General features: G+C 39.4%; 20 protein-coding genes and 1 pseudogene. 6 read left to right on the forward strand and 15 right to left on the reverse strand.

What is annotated here, in order from left to right:
• Positions 1-171: 171 nt before the first annotated feature.
• The 9 genes from O9290_RS15605 to O9290_RS15645 form a co-directional block, all read right to left on the reverse strand.
• Positions 172-501, reverse strand: coding sequence for a hypothetical protein (locus tag O9290_RS15605; protein WP_287999087.1), 330 nt, complete (start codon positions 499-501; stop codon positions 172-174).
• Positions 502-642: 141 nt separating this feature from the next.
• Positions 643-1,683, reverse strand: coding sequence for a DNA methyltransferase family protein (locus O9290_RS15610; RefSeq protein ID WP_288087239.1), 1,041 nt, complete (start codon positions 1,681-1,683; stop codon positions 643-645).
• Between the two features lie 128 nt (positions 1,684-1,811).
• Positions 1,812-2,129, reverse strand: coding sequence for a hypothetical protein (locus O9290_RS15615; protein WP_287999079.1), 318 nt, complete (start codon positions 2,127-2,129; stop codon positions 1,812-1,814).
• A gap of 63 nt (positions 2,130-2,192) precedes the next feature.
• Positions 2,193-2,558, reverse strand: coding sequence for a GIY-YIG nuclease family protein (locus O9290_RS15620; protein WP_110579905.1), 366 nt, complete (start codon positions 2,556-2,558; stop codon positions 2,193-2,195).
• 47 nt (positions 2,559-2,605) lie between these two features.
• A complete protein-coding gene (locus O9290_RS15625) occupies positions 2,606-3,277 on the reverse strand; it encodes a hypothetical protein (protein ID WP_287999074.1) in 672 nt (223 codons plus the stop codon).
• A 123-nt stretch (positions 3,278-3,400) separates the two neighbouring features.
• Complete coding sequence (locus O9290_RS15630; RefSeq protein ID WP_288087243.1) at positions 3,401-4,300, reverse strand: ArdC family protein; 900 nt, start codon at positions 4,298-4,300, stop codon at positions 3,401-3,403.
• A gap of 51 nt (positions 4,301-4,351) precedes the next feature.
• A complete protein-coding gene (locus tag O9290_RS15635; RefSeq protein ID WP_288087245.1) occupies positions 4,352-4,714 on the reverse strand; it encodes an aspartyl protease in 363 nt (120 codons plus the stop codon).
• The gene (locus tag O9290_RS15640; RefSeq protein WP_288087247.1) at positions 4,711-5,028 is read right to left on the reverse strand and encodes a hypothetical protein; all 318 of its coding nucleotides are present in this window, start codon (positions 5,026-5,028) and stop codon (positions 4,711-4,713) included. Before O9290_RS15640 ends, O9290_RS15635 begins: the two co-directional genes overlap by 4 nt.
• Before the next feature lie 311 nt (positions 5,029-5,339).
• Positions 5,340-6,008: a hypothetical protein gene (locus O9290_RS15645; protein WP_288087249.1), complete on the reverse strand. Its 669-nt coding sequence runs from the start codon at positions 6,006-6,008 to the stop codon at positions 5,340-5,342.
• Between the two features lie 622 nt (positions 6,009-6,630).
• Between O9290_RS15645 and O9290_RS15650 the strand changes: the two genes are divergently transcribed.
• Positions 6,631-6,756: a hypothetical protein gene (locus O9290_RS15650; RefSeq protein ID WP_288057342.1), complete on the forward strand. Its 126-nt coding sequence runs from the start codon at positions 6,631-6,633 to the stop codon at positions 6,754-6,756.
• Between the two features lie 206 nt (positions 6,757-6,962).
• Complete coding sequence (locus O9290_RS15655) at positions 6,963-7,331, forward strand: hypothetical protein (RefSeq protein WP_002804874.1); 369 nt, start codon at positions 6,963-6,965, stop codon at positions 7,329-7,331.
• 122 nt (positions 7,332-7,453) lie between these two features.
• Here O9290_RS15655 and O9290_RS15660 read toward each other — a convergent pair whose 3' ends face one another.
• On the reverse strand, positions 7,454-8,044 hold the full coding sequence (locus O9290_RS15660; protein ID WP_288087251.1) for a Uma2 family endonuclease: 591 nt from the start codon (positions 8,042-8,044) through the stop codon (positions 7,454-7,456).
• 76 nt (positions 8,045-8,120) lie between these two features.
• On the opposite strand from O9290_RS15660, the gene O9290_RS15665 reads away from it, so the two are divergent.
• From O9290_RS15665 to O9290_RS15675, 3 genes are all read left to right on the forward strand, one after another.
• Positions 8,121-8,405 (forward strand): hypothetical protein, encoded by a 285-nt coding sequence (locus O9290_RS15665; protein ID WP_002755003.1) that lies wholly within the window; start codon positions 8,121-8,123, stop codon positions 8,403-8,405.
• Positions 8,402-8,821: a type II toxin-antitoxin system VapC family toxin gene (locus tag O9290_RS15670; protein ID WP_002756819.1), complete on the forward strand. Its 420-nt coding sequence runs from the start codon at positions 8,402-8,404 to the stop codon at positions 8,819-8,821. The genes O9290_RS15665 and O9290_RS15670 overlap by 4 nt, the downstream gene beginning before the upstream one ends.
• 79 nt (positions 8,822-8,900) lie before the next feature.
• On the forward strand, positions 8,901-10,457 hold the full coding sequence (locus O9290_RS15675; protein WP_288055920.1) for an AAA-like domain-containing protein: 1,557 nt from the start codon (positions 8,901-8,903) through the stop codon (positions 10,455-10,457).
• Between the two features lie 207 nt (positions 10,458-10,664).
• Here the strand turns inward: O9290_RS15675 and O9290_RS15680 are convergent, their stop codons facing one another.
• Together O9290_RS15680 and O9290_RS15685 are read right to left on the reverse strand one after the other, a co-directional pair.
• Positions 10,665-10,991, reverse strand: coding sequence for a helix-turn-helix domain-containing transcriptional regulator (locus O9290_RS15680; RefSeq protein WP_002754998.1), 327 nt, complete (start codon positions 10,989-10,991; stop codon positions 10,665-10,667).
• 5 nt (positions 10,992-10,996) lie between these two features.
• Positions 10,997-11,368: a type II toxin-antitoxin system RelE/ParE family toxin gene (locus O9290_RS15685; protein ID WP_002754997.1), complete on the reverse strand. Its 372-nt coding sequence runs from the start codon at positions 11,366-11,368 to the stop codon at positions 10,997-10,999.
• A 237-nt stretch (positions 11,369-11,605) separates the two neighbouring features.
• Here O9290_RS15685 and O9290_RS15690 point away from each other — a divergent pair, with 237 nt between their 5' ends.
• The gene (locus O9290_RS15690) at positions 11,606-11,728 is read left to right on the forward strand and encodes a hypothetical protein (protein ID WP_287728621.1); all 123 of its coding nucleotides are present in this window, start codon (positions 11,606-11,608) and stop codon (positions 11,726-11,728) included.
• Positions 11,729-11,752: 24 nt separating this feature from the next.
• On the opposite strand, the gene O9290_RS15695 is transcribed toward O9290_RS15690, so the two are convergent.
• From O9290_RS15695 to O9290_RS15705, 3 genes and pseudogenes are all read right to left on the reverse strand, one after another.
• Positions 11,753-13,942, reverse strand: coding sequence for a WD40 repeat domain-containing protein (locus O9290_RS15695; protein WP_288055916.1), 2,190 nt, complete (start codon positions 13,940-13,942; stop codon positions 11,753-11,755).
• Positions 13,943-13,980: 38 nt separating this feature from the next.
• The gene (locus O9290_RS15700) at positions 13,981-15,426 is read right to left on the reverse strand and encodes a P-loop domain-containing protein (RefSeq protein ID WP_288055918.1); all 1,446 of its coding nucleotides are present in this window, start codon (positions 15,424-15,426) and stop codon (positions 13,981-13,983) included.
• A 218-nt stretch (positions 15,427-15,644) separates the two neighbouring features.
• A pseudogene (locus O9290_RS15705) lies at positions 15,645-15,777 on the reverse strand (IS630 family transposase); the annotation flags it as partial.

A 15,777-nucleotide genomic window follows, 5' to 3' on the forward strand; every position in this document is an offset into this window, starting at 1 on the left:
CCTCTTGCCTCTTGCCTCTTGCCTATCTTCACTAGGAAATTAATTTTGCACGACTACTTACTGAAGTGTTCACCGAGGGAATAACAGGATAAGATTTTCATAGTTTAAGACCTCTGTATGAATTTTCTCGACTAATACAGAGGTTTTCTTCAATCTTCTCTTTTTTTCTCTTTAAATCGGGTCTTCAAGCCACAAGCCGCAAAATTCGCAATGGCGCTCGTCCCATGCCGCACCACAATCGGGACAACGGGGAGCTTTGTACGCGGTCGTGACCCGCCAGCGCCAGTAATTATCAAAAAAAATCGCCTCGATCGCCGTGACGGGTTCAGGTATGCGGTTGCCAATGCGATAAGGACAGTAAATGTGAAAGGTTTTCTGGTTGTCGGCATCGTAACCGACCCATATTCGGGCGTTGTCGGTCGTTCCCGTGACCGTCTGGATGACCCGAACGGTATTCGGCGGCGGTTGTTCGAGAAATTTTTCCGTGAAGGTGTTGTTCATGATTTTTCACAAATGGTTTTCACTGGCGCTGGTCATTTTTTTGGCTGTTTTCACCCTTTTTGTGGATACCGTCCCCCGATTTTATTGCTATGGCCCGTCCGATTGCGGAAATAGGACGCTCTGATAAGCGTCCATTGTGGGCTATTTTGCCAGTACCAACAGCCTTGTTCTTACTCCCGTTGGTCGATCGCTTTCTAGAAATGCGTTATCAGGTAAAGCCTCATCGAGGACGGTTTTATCGGCCAACCAATTACGGAACTGTTGATAAGTTCGGTCTTTGCGAAAGCTGACGGATTCTGGGGCGATCGTTACCAGTCTTCCCCCTTCGGTTAGACGGTTATAGGCGTGGGTGATATGGGAAATTTCCAGCCCTTTGCCGAAGGGAGGGTTCATCAGAATGCGATCGTAATTTCCCGTGACATCGAAGCAATTGAAGGCGATGACATTGAACCCTTTCAATTGGAGAATTTGCCGGAGTTCGGCTTGCAGTTCACAGACATCCAAGTTGACCCGTACCGATTCCCGAATCGCTTCGGCGATCGATCCCTTGCCTGCACTCGGTTCCCAAACGTTCATACCGTTACGGAGCATGGCCAATTTGACCATCCGTTGGCAGATAAGCCGGGGAGTGGGAAAATAACCGCGGATATTCCGTCCGATCAGCGCTCTTTCCAGTTTCTGTATCTGGATGAGAGTGGGGTCTTCTGGTACGGGATTGTCGAGGGACTGTAAAGCGGTAATTGCCAGCTTAATTCGATCGAGGCTATTCAGGTGCGCCCGTTCCAGTTTGCCGTACCAATAAGAATTGCTATCGGTAAGTACGCGGTGGATATCTTCATCTCGCCAACGGTGATAACAGAAAGAATACAGGACTTCTAACTGGGTTTTCGTCGTTATCCGTTGGAGAATGTCGGGTAACGTTCCTGTTTCAGCTTCGTCGGCCATTACCCGCAGCCAAGACTGAATCCGTTGTAGTTGTTTTCCGTCCTCTCTCATCGAGGCGACGATGCCGGCCCGTCGTCGGGTGGGGCGTTGATGGGAGATCGCTGGGTCGAGTTTTTTGTCAATCTGGGATTGGAGACTAGCGGCTAATTCCCTTAGCTTTTGCGCTTTGCGGGGATCGGGATAGCGAAGTTGGGTCGGTAAGGGATCGGGGGGAAGATCGAAGATGGATAGTTGCATATCGGTTGCTCTCCATGTTTTTCACCCCCGTTCCAGCTATTTTTTTCTCTCCAATTGTTCTTTAGGTCTGACCATGTTTGACTACTTATAACCAGAAAAAGCTGTCAGATGACAGCTTTCTCTACGTTTTATAGCTCTTCTAATTCTTCGATCAGTTGAGGACTAAGTTTGCACAATGTTGCGGTCAAATTTCCGAAGCGAATCTGTTGGATAGGAATCACGACTCTGGCTCCCGCTAGAATCTCGACAATTCCCTGATTTTCGGAATAGTCTTTCAAATAGCAATGATTCGGTTCTGGTTCGATACCGTAATCTATCAAATTAACCGTTGCCTTTGCGATCTGTTCTCCGTTATTGGCATCGACTAAATAAATCGCTGGAAAACCACCTTTCAGATATTTACTGACGATAACTCGGCAATTCCATTGTTTGAAGATTATATTCATTGTTTTTTCCTTGATAGGTTTTTACCCCCCATTCAAATCATTTCAATTTCTCGATATTTTCGATCAAGACGCTGAAGATGTCGATCGAGAACCGTGTTTGAAACTAGAGATCAGGGGTGTTCCTCCCATCTGGTTGCCGTATTTACGGGCGTTGGGATTGCACAAAGGACAGAGACGGGCGTGGGCGTGACGGCGTTTGAGGTAACGTTCCACCCTTCTACCGCCGTTCCACGTCCGGACGCAGATAAAGTCGATATTCTGTCGGGCGAAAGCGGCGGTTATTTTTGCACCCCGTCCTGCGGCGTGTTCCGCTAGTCTTTGTTTCAGGCTCCGGCTGGTACTACCTAGATAGTGTTGTGCGTGTCCGGTCGGTTTGGTGAGATCGCCGATTTCTCCGAGATAATGCAATAAATAAACTTTAGAGGCCAAGGGGTTTCTCCGAATGGTTTTTACCCCTTGGCGCAAGCTTTTGAAGATTATTTACTTTCTTTAAATTGGGCGAATATTTGGAAATTATCGGTCAGGTTATTGCGGTGTAACCACTGATAATAGTCTGTCCATTCCTGAACATCGGAAAAGCGCGTATAATATTCCCGTCCCTCGACCACTAAATGCCATTCTTGCCAATCGACTTGCGATTGGACGGGACGGGGTAATCCTGGTACGATCACATCGGGGAAAGTATCTTGAAAGGGAAGCGTTCCCTCGAAAGGTCGTTTCCACTCTTCTCCCCGATAATTGATAGCCATTTCGGTTAAATAATCTTTGACGAGCCGTTCTCCGTGAGCGAGAATGTCGATATATTTCTCGAAAGAGAGTTTGCCCTGTTCCAATAATTTCTGCATTCTGCCATCGTGAATATATTGATGGCAACTATGACAGAGCGCACAGACTTCTTTCATCTCCACCCGTCCCGTACCGTAGTCGATGTCGTAGACCTCGTGTGCTTCCAGCCAACGGTGATACTTAGCCGACGTTTTATTTATCCCGCAAGCCCAACAGTGATAGTCCTGTTCGGCGTAGGCTAATTGTCGTTGTGCGTTCCACCACTTTTGACCGAGGATCGTGCGGGGATTGATACCGTGTAACGGTTTGGGGATATTGGGGTGTAGCAGTAATTCGGGCCGGGGAAAGCGATTGTTAGTCATGTTCTTTCTCTCGATAGTTTTCACCCCGCAGTCAGCTTTTTCGTTCTCTTTTTTCTCGATATTTTTTAATCTTCTCGATGGAAAGGGGCGATCGATAACGTTTATTTCGATCGCCTGTTGTCCTCAACTGGCTTTTTCTAGTTGTTGAACTGCCGTCAAATATTGAGTCGCTCCTATCGCCAAGCGAGCTGCATCGAAAAAGGCTTTTTTGTCATCTTTCAGGATTTTAAGCCAAAAGTCGAGATAACTGGCGTGATGTTCCAGTTTGCTATCGATACCCAGTTGATTGCAGACCATCGCCGCTCCGATCTCGGCGATCAATTCCTCGAAAGCGTAGGACCAGGAGCCGAACTTATTTTTGAGCGGACGGTTGCAACGTTTTTGATGTCCCGTCCAATGTACCAACTCGTGCAGGTAAGTGGCGTAATAGGCGGCGGCGTTGGAGAAAGTTTCGTATTCGGGTAATCGGATCGTGTCCGTGGCGATATGGTACATGGCGACGTTGCCCCCGAATTGGGTTGTTGGCAGGTGTTGTTGGATAAATTGTTCAACTTCTGGCAAACGAAGTTCGCTATTTCCCGAAATAGTCACCTTTCTTTGGCGGATGAGAGAATCGATCTTCACGTCACTATTCGAGTCATCAATGCAGTCGACATTGAAGACGTTATGGAACTTAAAAGCCTTGTAATATTGACGTTCGACCTCTCCCGTTTCTGGGTTTTCGGTTTCTTTGACGTTCGTGCCGCCCCATCGTAACCAAGTCGATTTCGAGCCGTTCTTGACCGTCCATCCCACCTGTTTAGCCTGAATGAAACTGACAAAAAATGGATGTTCCCATTGATTTATGGTCGAGTCGATGCTGCAGAGTATGGGGTTAATGCCCGTGTATTGATGACCGGTGATCAGGTTCTGGTAGGGGGTCGCGTGCCACGATTTTGTCCAGGGTTTTACTCCCCGTTCGATCAGGCCGATCAGTTTGTCGGTAATGAGTTGGAATTTATCGATCGCTTGCGGTTTGGACATGGGTTGTACCTCGTTGGTTTTTACCCCATGCCGAAGGATTTTCTGAGACTTTTATTGTAGTTTTAATTCTTCTTGTCGGTATCTGACCATTAAATCGAATTCCTTGAGCCATTGTGAGCCGATCAGGATTTCTTGAATATCATCCCCAGCGAAGACGGGAACTTCAAACTCTCGCTCGTTGATAAGAACTTTACCGAGATAGATATCGAAGTTTGCCAATCCTCGCGCGGTGAGCATTTCTTCTTGATCGAAATACGCCCAATTCAATCCTTCAACATCCTGTTTATTTATCGCTAGAAACTCGGTAAACCCGGTATCTAGCATGGCATCTACGGAAAGATTCTCGCCTTCTCCTGTGATGAGATCGATCAAGAAAAATATCTCGCAATTATCACCGAATGTTCCTCGGATCATATCGTTCCACAAGCTCCCGTCCCGTCCAACCGGAAAAGACAATGGATAGAATCGGGATGAGCGTGGCGTGCTTTGAGATGAGCGGTTTCTCGATCAATGTCGATAAAATATTCCTTGCTATCCGGCTCGATGGCGATATACCAGCCGTAATGTTCGCCGATCAACTCTGGTCTGATTTGCTCGAATATCGTCCGACAACGTTGATAAAACGCTTCACTTTCCAATTTTCTTTTCGTTTTTTCTGCTTCCGTCCATTGGATTTCAGGAAAAATACGTCCTCGACGGGGTGTTCTTTTAGGAATAGGTTGTGTCATGGTTTTCAATCTCCCAATCTGGTGATTTTCAAGATTAAATAGCATCATAAATATCGATTATTATAACATAATTTTTGTTTATTTCTTTGAATAACAGGTCGGATTAAGGCTAGTTTTCTACTTATTGGGTAAAAGAATAGGGTTTAGTTTATCCTGAAATCGGATTCTTTTAGAAAACAAAAACTGTCCAATAGATTTTAGTAAAATTTCAGTCGATTGACTGTGGGTAAAAAGTACAAATTGTTCGGTTAATATCAATTAACTATGGGTGAAACGCACCCCCGGAATGAGGGTGCGAGAGAGGTCAAGGATTAACGAGTGCGGCGGGGAGATTTAGCTGGGGGCAATTCTATCCGGTTGCTTTCGGGCAGTTCACCCAACGAGCGAGCGATAAGGGCATTGACATCTCCTGCGCTCCAACCGTCAACGCAGGTCAACATTCGGGTGCTTTCCAAGTCGATCAGTTGCTCGCCGTATTCGTTGTGAAAAGCGTCGATCATTTCCAGTTGCTTTTTCTCCTCGTCGGATTGACGTGTGCGCCAGTTAAAGCAGACGGAATAATAGGGTCCCTCCGCACCGACTTCTTTCTGAAAACTGAGGGTGAAGATACCGAGTGCGGGTTCACCGTTATTCATAGCGGCTTGCACGGTGTTGAATAGGGCGGAAATGCTCTGTTTTTTGATATACCCGACACAGACGGTATTGGGGGGCAGAATTTCGGCGGGTACATTGGGAGCCGGGATAAAAAATAGCTGAATCCACAGCACGTTATCGGTTTTGCCTAGAGTACCGAAATATTTCGATACTTTGATGATATTTATGTCGATTTTGTCCTCTGGATTGGACTTGCGATGTTGCGGGTCGGAACCCCCGACGAAGATGCCGCCTCCCCCGTCTTTACAGTTGAAACGAACCGAGTAGGGAACATCGGGAAGACAAATGGAGTTAGCGGGACGACTACCGAATACCTTAAATGTCATGGTTTTGACCTCTATGTTAATTTTTTTACACCTAATGCGATAGCTTTTAAATTGTCTAAGTTTTTAAGATTTTTTCGTTTTTATTGATATTTTTATAATTTATTTTCTTGAATTTGAGCCAATTATAAAAAGCGAGAGAAATTTCCCCCGCTTGTACGATTAAATCTAGCTAGTGGTGGCTCTTCGTTACTTGGTATGGTTCGATAGGGAGGCATAAATCGACTAAATCCTTATCTGGCAAGAGACTTAATTGATTAGTTCGCTCTAGATCAAAAATAATTGACAAAAATCGCCAAATGCTTTTCTATATAAGGGTTCCATCCCTTATAACCCCCGTCCATTGCATAACAAAAACCGAAGAACCCTATCAGATTTTTAGGACTAATTGTGAATCTGCTGATCCAACAAATTAGCCTGTAATTCAGAGCTGGCAATCGTTTTGACGATTTAGATAAAATTTTCAATGTGACAGTTGAGGGTGCGGAATGTGGGCTCTATCATCTGGGTTGAAGGACAGGACAGGACAATATCTGTTTTTGTCCATTTTTTCCTTGTTATTAAAGAAAAGACTGGCTAACGTGGTCATAGAAAAAGAAACAATCTCTACCTGGAGGAAAAATTTATGGTATTGCCTATAGTGGCTACTGTTATCGGAGCGGCTGCCGGTGCTATCATCACTGAAATTTTGAAAGACGACTCTCCACCGCCACCGCCACCGGAAGAACAAGCTCCACCCCAAGAGAAATAATCTTAAAATTGCTTATTCTCTTTAGGTTTGAGACAAAGAGAGAATAATGTCTAGTCAACTGTTCATGGAGAGCGGAGAGCCAGTAATTTCAGTTAAATTTTAGTAGCTTGAAACCCTGACTCTCTTCCTACTTCTAAAAATTTAGTGTAGTGAATTTTGCAGGACCTCTATCTAGCACATTTAGGAAAACATCTTTGGAGGCAAAAATGTCAATCTGGAAAGATATGTTGGAAGAAACTGTAAAGCAAAGTAGTGGAAAGCTACTTGAAAATCAGTTACCTTGTGATTCTTCAATTGTAGGGAAGGTAAGAAATGCAGTTACCAGTAGTGTTTTTGGAATTATAGTATGGGAGACAATAAAAGCTGCTAATAATGCAGCAAGTAGTCTTTTGAAAAGTTACGAAATGGTTTCTGTTAAAGACCCGAAAACAGGACAAGAAATGGAATTTGATAATATGGATTCTTTCATTAAATGGTTAGCTAGTTTAGACGATAAACAAGCCAAAAAGTTATTGGAAGATGAAGAAGAACGTCGGCGGAAACGTCGTTTGGCTGCTCTTGACTTTGAGCATTAATTAAAGTGTCCTTTCCCCAGATATTGAAGAAGACAGCGATCGCTTACTACCCAAAGGCGATCGCTTTCGTAAATTGGAGTTATGGTGATAAAAAAATCTTAAAAAATCAACATTGTATATTGTTATGTTGGTTCAATAATTTTTATCCCTGCTCTAAATTCTCGCAGTGCTTGAGCATGATTTTCTATACCAATACAACGCATCAATAAACCTACATCTAAACTCGGTAAAAGTTGCGATTTACTAACAGCCTCATATCCCTCATTTCCTAAACTATAAAACAATAACTCATCATTCATCCAAAACCAAACTTCAGGAATTTTTAACCGTTTGTATGCTTCTAGTTTATTAATTCCTCCACTACTAACAACCACCTCAATCACTAAATCAGGATGTTTTCTATTGGCTCCCAACTCATAGGATTTATCACCTTCTCTTTTAACCTTTTCAAATTCATTTTCTAAGGTGACAGAACCAGTAGGAGTAAAATCTAATCCCAAAAATTCTAAATAAATTTCTAGTAAAGCACCAATACGTTCTTTGATGGTTTCGTGTTTTTTCCCTGGCATTTTTCTAATCTCCAAAACTCCATCTAAAAAAGATAACCTTAACCCTGGGCGATCAATTAGCTGTTCAACAGCTTTAAATTCTCTCCAGGTTAAGTCACTAATTAAAATTGGTTCTGTTTCTCGTTCGATGAGTGTAGTTATCATAATTTAAACCCAAATTTAGAGCGTGAATTTTGTTCACTATGATATGATATAAAAACAGAGTATCATAAAAAACATCATGCAAGCATACAAACTCAAAGGAAAAATTGATCAATCTGGTAACTTGCTGATTACCGAACCATTGAATTTACCCCCCGGAAATGTGGAAATTGTAGTTTGGGCAGCCACAGACACCCTTGATCATACCACAACCCCAACCACTGAACCAGCACCAGAAACACCAAAAAGAAAATCTAGGATCAAAGCATTTCAGGGTTTATTTGAAAATGCCCCTGCCATTCCGGCAGACTTTGATCCAGATCAAGCTAAATATGAATATTTAAAGGAGAAATATAACCTGTGAAAATCCTGATAGATACTAATATCATTATTGATAATGCCTTAGAAAGAGAACCTTTTTGGAATGCAAGTGAACAAGTTTTATCACTAATTGAAAAAGGCACAATTGCAGGTTATATTTCCGCCTCAACTTTTAGTGATTTGTATTATATTATCCGTAAAGCAAGAGGTCGAGATTGGACGCTTACTTATTTAAAGCAGTTAATTACTTTTTGTCAAATTGCTACAGTAAATCAGGCTGCAATTATAATGGCTTTCACAACCAATTTTCAGGATTTTGAAGATTCTATTCAATACTCTACTGCGGTAGTTAATAAATTGGATGCAATTATTACCCGTAATCCTCAAGATTTCCCCATTGTCACACCACGAATTATCACTCCTGAACAATTAATTGCCGAATTAACCAACTCTCATTAGCAAATTTAGTGGTTTTAATAATGTATCGGGAGCATAAAAAATGTCTAAACTTAAAGAGTTCATCTATTACCAAAATTCTATGACTCGCTGGTTTAATATTGCAAGTCCCTGTTCAGACGATATCCACTATATGCTCTCTCCCACAGTCAGATTACCAGATTTAGAGGAGCTAATTCAACAACGTAGTTATTTTGTTCTTCACGCACCACGACAAACGGGGAAAACCACCGCTATGTTATCCCTAGCAAAACAATTGACTGATACTGGAAATTATGCCGCAGTCATGGTATCCGTAGAAGTAGGAAGTGCATTTAATTATGATCCTACTGCCGCAGAATTAGCAATTTTAGGGGCATGGTATAATACAATTGAGGATAGTTTACCTGAAGAATTACAACCAGCTGCTAAACAATGGCAACAGGAAGAACCAGGAAGCAGAATTAAGGCTTTTTTAAGAAGTTGGGCAAAAGCTATCAATCGTCCCATAGTATTATTTATAGATGAAATTGACTCTTTACAAGACCAAACATTAATATCAGTTTTACGACAGTTAAGAGATGGTTTTCCTAAACGTCCAGAAAATTTTCCCTCATCAGTAGGATTAATTGGTTTACGAGATGTGAGAGATTATAAAGTAGCATCGGGAGGTAGTGATAGATTAAATACATCTAGTCCTTTTAATATAAAAGTTGCTTCTCTGACTATGAGAAATTTTAATCTTGCAGAAGTAGGAGAATTATATCAACAACATACAGCAGCAACAGGACAAATTTTCACACCAGAAGCTATCGAAACAGCGTTTGATTTAACTCAAGGACAACCTTGGCTAGTCAATGCTTTAGCTAAAGAAATTGTAGAAAAAATGGTAAAAAATAGAATTATTGCTATTACTAAAGAACATATCTTAACAGCTAAGGAGATATTAATTGCTCGTCAAGATACTCATTTAGATAGTTTAGCGGAAAGACTCAGAGAAAAACGAGTTAAAAACATTATTGAACCAATTTTAGCAGGGCAAACCTTACCCGATACCCTGGCAGATGATAGGCAATATTTAATAGATTTAGGATTATTACGACGTGATCCGATGGGGGGATTAGTTATTTCTAACCCCATATATCGTGAAGTTATTCCCCGCGTTTTAGTACAAGGAACTCAGGACAGTTTACCTTTAATTAGTCCTAGTTGGTTGACTACAACAGGTGAATTAAATGTTGATGCTTTATTAACAGCATTTCTCAAGTTTTGGCGACAACAGGTCGAACCATTATTAAGTAGTGCTGCTTACCATGAAATTGCCCCACATATTGTATTAATGGCTTTTTTACATCGTGTGGTTAATGGTGGGGGAGTTTTAGAAAGGGAATATGCAATTGGTAGCGATAGAATGGATTTATGTCTGCGTTATAAAGATGTAATTTTAGGGATTGAATTGAAAGTATGGCGGGATAAAAAGCGCGATCCTCAAGCTGATGGAATTGAACAATTAGAATCTTATTTAGGGCGTTTGGGGTTAGATTTTGGTTGGTTATTTATCTTTGATAGGCGTAAAAATGCTTTACCAATGGAAGAAAGGTTATCAACTGAGGTGTTGGTGACGGAAAATCAGTATAGAATTACTGTAATTCGGGCGTAAATGTTGATCTATTCCAACACCTTAACCCCAAAATCATCTACAATCAAAATTTCCAGTGAATCATAAAATCCTATGACTCGCTGGTTTAATAGCGAAGAACTCCGTAGGAATCGTCTTTTTTTGTCAATGTGAGGAAATGCGATAGCGCAAGCGCTGACTTGTCAGTTCGCTTCGCACCATCGCTATTTTATTCAAGATAATGGAATTTTAATGGTAAATAACCGTCGTTTTTACATTAATATCAACATTCAGTTTTTTCCGCAAAACATTGAAAATAGCAGTCAAATTATCCATCGTTGGATTACCCTTGGCTGATAACATCCGATGTAAACTTTTACTAGGTTTAGAAGTTTCAATTGCTAACTGTTCAAAACCTACTGTTGCATTGACAATATCTCTCAAAATCAGTCTTGCTGTTTCTGGTTCACCATTCAGGAAAAGAGAAATAGCTTCATCAAGTAAAGCGATCGCAAACTCAGAATCTCTTTGCACTCGTGCATTAACGGTTTCTTTAAAGTCTCTAGTTAGTGCCATAATAACTACCTTTTCTCTCTACTATCATTGTCAAATTTTTGCTCTTTGCTAATTTCTTTTTTTCGTCTTTTGTACTCTTGGTATAATTCTCTAGCACGATTAATATCAGATTGCTGATTTTTCTTTGTTCCCCCACCAAATAAAACTATAAGCTGTTTACCATCTTGAGCTAGATAAATTCGGTATCCTGGACCCCAATCAATCTTATATTCCCCAATTCCATCAAACCATTTAACATTTGATGTATTGCCTAATTCCAAACGAGACTTAGCAACTGTTACCTTCGCAGCTGCTTGGGTATCCAAGCTATTAAACCATTCTTGGTAAGGACTTGAACCATCTTCTTGAAGATATTCTTGAACTTTGATAATAGACATACTGCTATAGTAACTTATGTGTTACTCTAGGTCAAACAGTATGACAGGACTTACGCAAAAGGGAACGAAAGTAGGGGTAATTCATGAATTACCCCTACGCAAGAATAAGGTTTTCAGTCACATCTTGCGTAAGTCCTATATGATTCTAAATAAATTTTTAGTATTGACTGTGGAGAAATTCACAGTCACGATGTCAGCTAGATATCTCGATTTAGACAATTTGCAGGTCTTTCGTCTATGTCTATTCAAATAAACTCTCTACTCTATTATTACTCACGGAATTATCCTGTTTTTCAAGAGCTAGAGGCGATCGCCAAAATCCTAAATCTATTTCGGGTTAAACAGATTGAGCGCAAATAATTCTTCCCTAGCTCGCACTAGAGATTAAACAATTAATTCTAAAAAATGTAACCGACCTGCTTCATCTCCCGCGATTACTTTTTTCCCATCAGGAGAAATAACAATGGCGGTAATAGGGGTATCATTGATAAAAGTATAAAGGCATTCTCCCATATCTAAATGCCATACTTTAATAAGTTTATCTAAACTACCAGAAATAATATAGCAATTATCAGGGGTTATAGCTATTGATGTGATCCTATCTTTATGAGCGTATTCGATAATTGATGCTTTTTGCTGATCAGCTTTGAAGTGTAGTCTCCATCTAAGACAAAATTGGGATATTTGTAGCGTTCCGTTATTGTAACCAATAATAATTCTGCTATTGTCACTGGAGATTGTTAACATAGTTACCATAGTCCCCCAATAAGTGGCAACTTTCCCCAGTTCTTTTCCTCTAGCTAAACTCCACATTTTTAGTCCTTCCCGATCTTGGAAAAGTGAATATTTCCTGTCACGGGTTATGACTATTTCCGAGTGTTTAAAATAATGACAAAAACCGTTCAACAAGGTAAATGGTTTATTTTTTATAAGATCAACTATAATAATATTACCAGCTGATCCACCTAAGATTATTTGATTATTATAAATAACTTTCTCTACTACACTATCATTAGAAAATGTAAATAATTCATTACCTTTAACTATATCCCATACTTTAATTGTTTGATCTTCGCTGCTAGAAATAGCAAGTAAATCATCTGAACTAACTACTGCGTTTTTAATCTCTTTACCATGACCTGTCAAAGTTTCTATTTCCTGTCCTTTTAAAAAATCCCACACTTTAATTGTTGAATCATAACTAGCGGAAACAAGTCTTCTATTATTTGACATAACCAACAATTTAGATACATCAGAATTGTGGTTGGTGGGAAAAAATGAAAGTTTTTCCCTCGTTAAATCCCATATCTTGATTGTTGAATCACAACTGCCAGAAACGAGTTTACTCCCATCGGGTGTAATTGCTAATGTATTTACTCCTTTCGAGTGTCCGGTTAAAGTTTGCAATTCCTTACCAGTAGCTAAATCCCATATCTTGATTGTCGAATCACTACTACCAGAAATGAATTTACTATCATCGGGGGTAATAACTAACGTATTTACACTACTTTTGTGTCCAAAGATAGTATTTAAAGTTATTAGTGAAAACACTTCCCTTAATTGTTTAAATTTTTTAGTTAATAAAAATAATATTTTGAAGGGGAATCTTGACAATTTAACCAAATCCTTGACTACGATTGTCCCATTACTACTACCAGCAATGATTTTACTGCTATCAGATGTAATTTTTAAGGAGTTAATTCTATGCTGATAACTCTGAAAATTGAATAGTTGAAAATTGAATAGTTCTTGTTCTGTTAATACGCTCCATACTCTAATTGTACCGTCATAGTCAGTGCTATTAATAATTTTGCTTCCATCTGGTGTGATTATTACTAAATATGCTCCCGGAAATGTGTTACTAACTAGGTTGTATAGTTCATCTCCTGTTATTAAATTCCATATCTTAAGAAGAAAATGACCACCAGCAATGATTTTCATTCCGTCTGGAAAAATTGCTAGTGAAGAGACACTGGCATCAAATTCTGTAACCCTAAAAGAAAGTAATTCTTGCCCTTTAGCTAAATCCCATATTTTGATTGTTCCATCTATGCTACCACCAGAAACGATTTTTGTTCCATCTGGGGTTATAGCTACTGCATTAACAAATCCATTATGACCAGCAAGAGTCCGAATTAAACCAGTACCTGGTGGTTGTAAACTCCCCAAATAAGGAATTAAAGCAGGTGGAACTATCTTCGCTTTTGCCTGCTCTAGAAAAGATTGAATATAAGAATTTTCTAACAAAGATGGGTAAAATAATCTACCTAATAACTGAGAAATTAACTGCTCAGGATGCTCCCTTAAAATATGAGCAGATAACCTGAAAGTTTCTTGAATTAGCTTTAAGGCTTCCGTTCTTTCAGCATCATAATCAGGATGGTTTCGTAAATCAGATTGATAAATATAATCATAGTCATTTATGACATCTTGCACATCAAAACTCGGATGATTTAATTTATCAGAAATAAAAGGATAACAGGTTAAACATCCATAGTAACGCTTGAGATTCCCAGACTCAAAGGCACTACTGGGAACTGTCGCCAAATATAATTGTCGTTCTTTTTTATCCATTTTTAGATAGGAAATGTGGTTTACAAGTTCATTAAGTGCTAATTAAACTGGTATTCATCAGGATCATTTTGTTCCCAGCGACGATTTAGAGCTTCATTGACTTCCCGAAAAATTTTCTGCTCACTATTTAATTCTTTTCTTTTAGTTAAATATTCAAAAAAACTTTGATGATAAAAATCATAATAAATTAAATCCTCATTTTCTTCCTCTCGCAAATATTGATACCACTCCGTTATTACTTGATCTAAAATATCAATGTCAATGGTAAATATCTCCACAATAAATTCATCATAAATATTTCCTTTCTTTTGTTTAACTTCCTTGAATAAATATAAGATTTTCTTTTTATCAATGTTTTCTGGACGATTCATTCCCATTCTTTCCCAATGCAAATCATAATAATCTTTGAGAGTTGTAGGTAAATCATTTAAATTAAAATTAGTATATTGTTCTCTGGTGAGTGCGTCCATTAAACAAATTAAATACACAAAGTTATCAACAACCCTTTCAGATACCTTCTTAATAAAATCATCTTGTGAATAGGAATTACGATTTAACCATAATTGTAACTTAGGGCTGAATTGTTCATCTTCATTCAGGAATAACCGAATACATTTTTTAATATCATCTTGAGAAATATCCATCTTTTGACGTAAATCCAATTCATGTTGAGGGGTATCTACTTCTGTAAAAAGCCTTCTTTCTCCATCCGTTCGATAATGCCTTCTGGTTAAAAAGAAATAGACATTTTGGGGTAAGTTTCTTGGTAAAAATAAAATATTCTCTGCCCCAACCTCTTGTATCACTTCATCTAAAGCATCCACCACAATCACTAAAGATTCACTGGATGATAACTTCTCTGCCGCTAAGTTGACTAAGGTGGCTAAATTAGCACTATTGACGTTAGATAATTTGTAATGCTGAATAAGTTGCTCTCGAATACTGTTTAAAAACTTCTCAGGAGTATTATTTCCTTGACTAGCAATATGAAAATAACAGATCGCCGGATTGTTTACAACATAATTAGCGGCGATCGCACTTTTCCCTGTACCCGGTTCCCCCAATACGGTAAAGTAACCGCGATCGTTATTTTTCTGAAATTCGTCGAAAGCTTGAGTTACAAACTCCCGTCCCACAAATCGCTTAGTACGAGACTCAATTAAAGATTTGAACTCAGGAGGGTAACTAATTTTTACTGTTAAATTTTTGGCTTTAACATTTCTTTTCAGTTGTTCCCACAAATCCAGATCAACACCCTGGGCAAGATCTATATTAAAGCATTTGCAAATCAGTTCAACAGTATCACTGTTTACTTCTTGACTGTTGCGGTCAAAAACATGGCGGTAGATAGTTTTTTTGTCGCCATAATTCAGAGCTTTTGCCATATCATCTTGAGTTATTTTTTTATCATTTTCATCTTTGAGACCCCCCAGAAAATTTCTCAGTCTTATCAAATCTGCTTCAGGCAATTTTATTTTAGGCATGGCTAAATCCTTTTTTTGAATAACACAATTAAAAATTTTGTGAAGTAACAATGACTTGGTTGATAGCTATTTAGGGATTTTTTAATCAGTTACATCGGTTGCGATCTCGCTATGAGATAGCAGACCAATAACGTAATGGATGGTTTTCCCAGTTGGAGGTCAGACTGAGACGCTATCTGCTGTATAGCTACTTTATATCATATCAGAGCAACTATACTTTAGACGTTCATAATCTGAGATTTATTAAACTTCTGAAATCGTAGAGTCAGCAAGGAATCCAGTTCTTTTTTATGTTTCAAATGGGCATCATTCAAACATTCATAAATGGCTGAAGAAAAGTCAGAAAAGTTT

Origin of the sequence: Microcystis sp. LE19-41.2A (assembly GCF_027530405.1) — a bacterium.
In the GTDB taxonomy this organism is placed as follows: domain Bacteria; phylum Cyanobacteriota; class Cyanobacteriia; order Cyanobacteriales; family Microcystaceae; genus Microcystis; species Microcystis aeruginosa.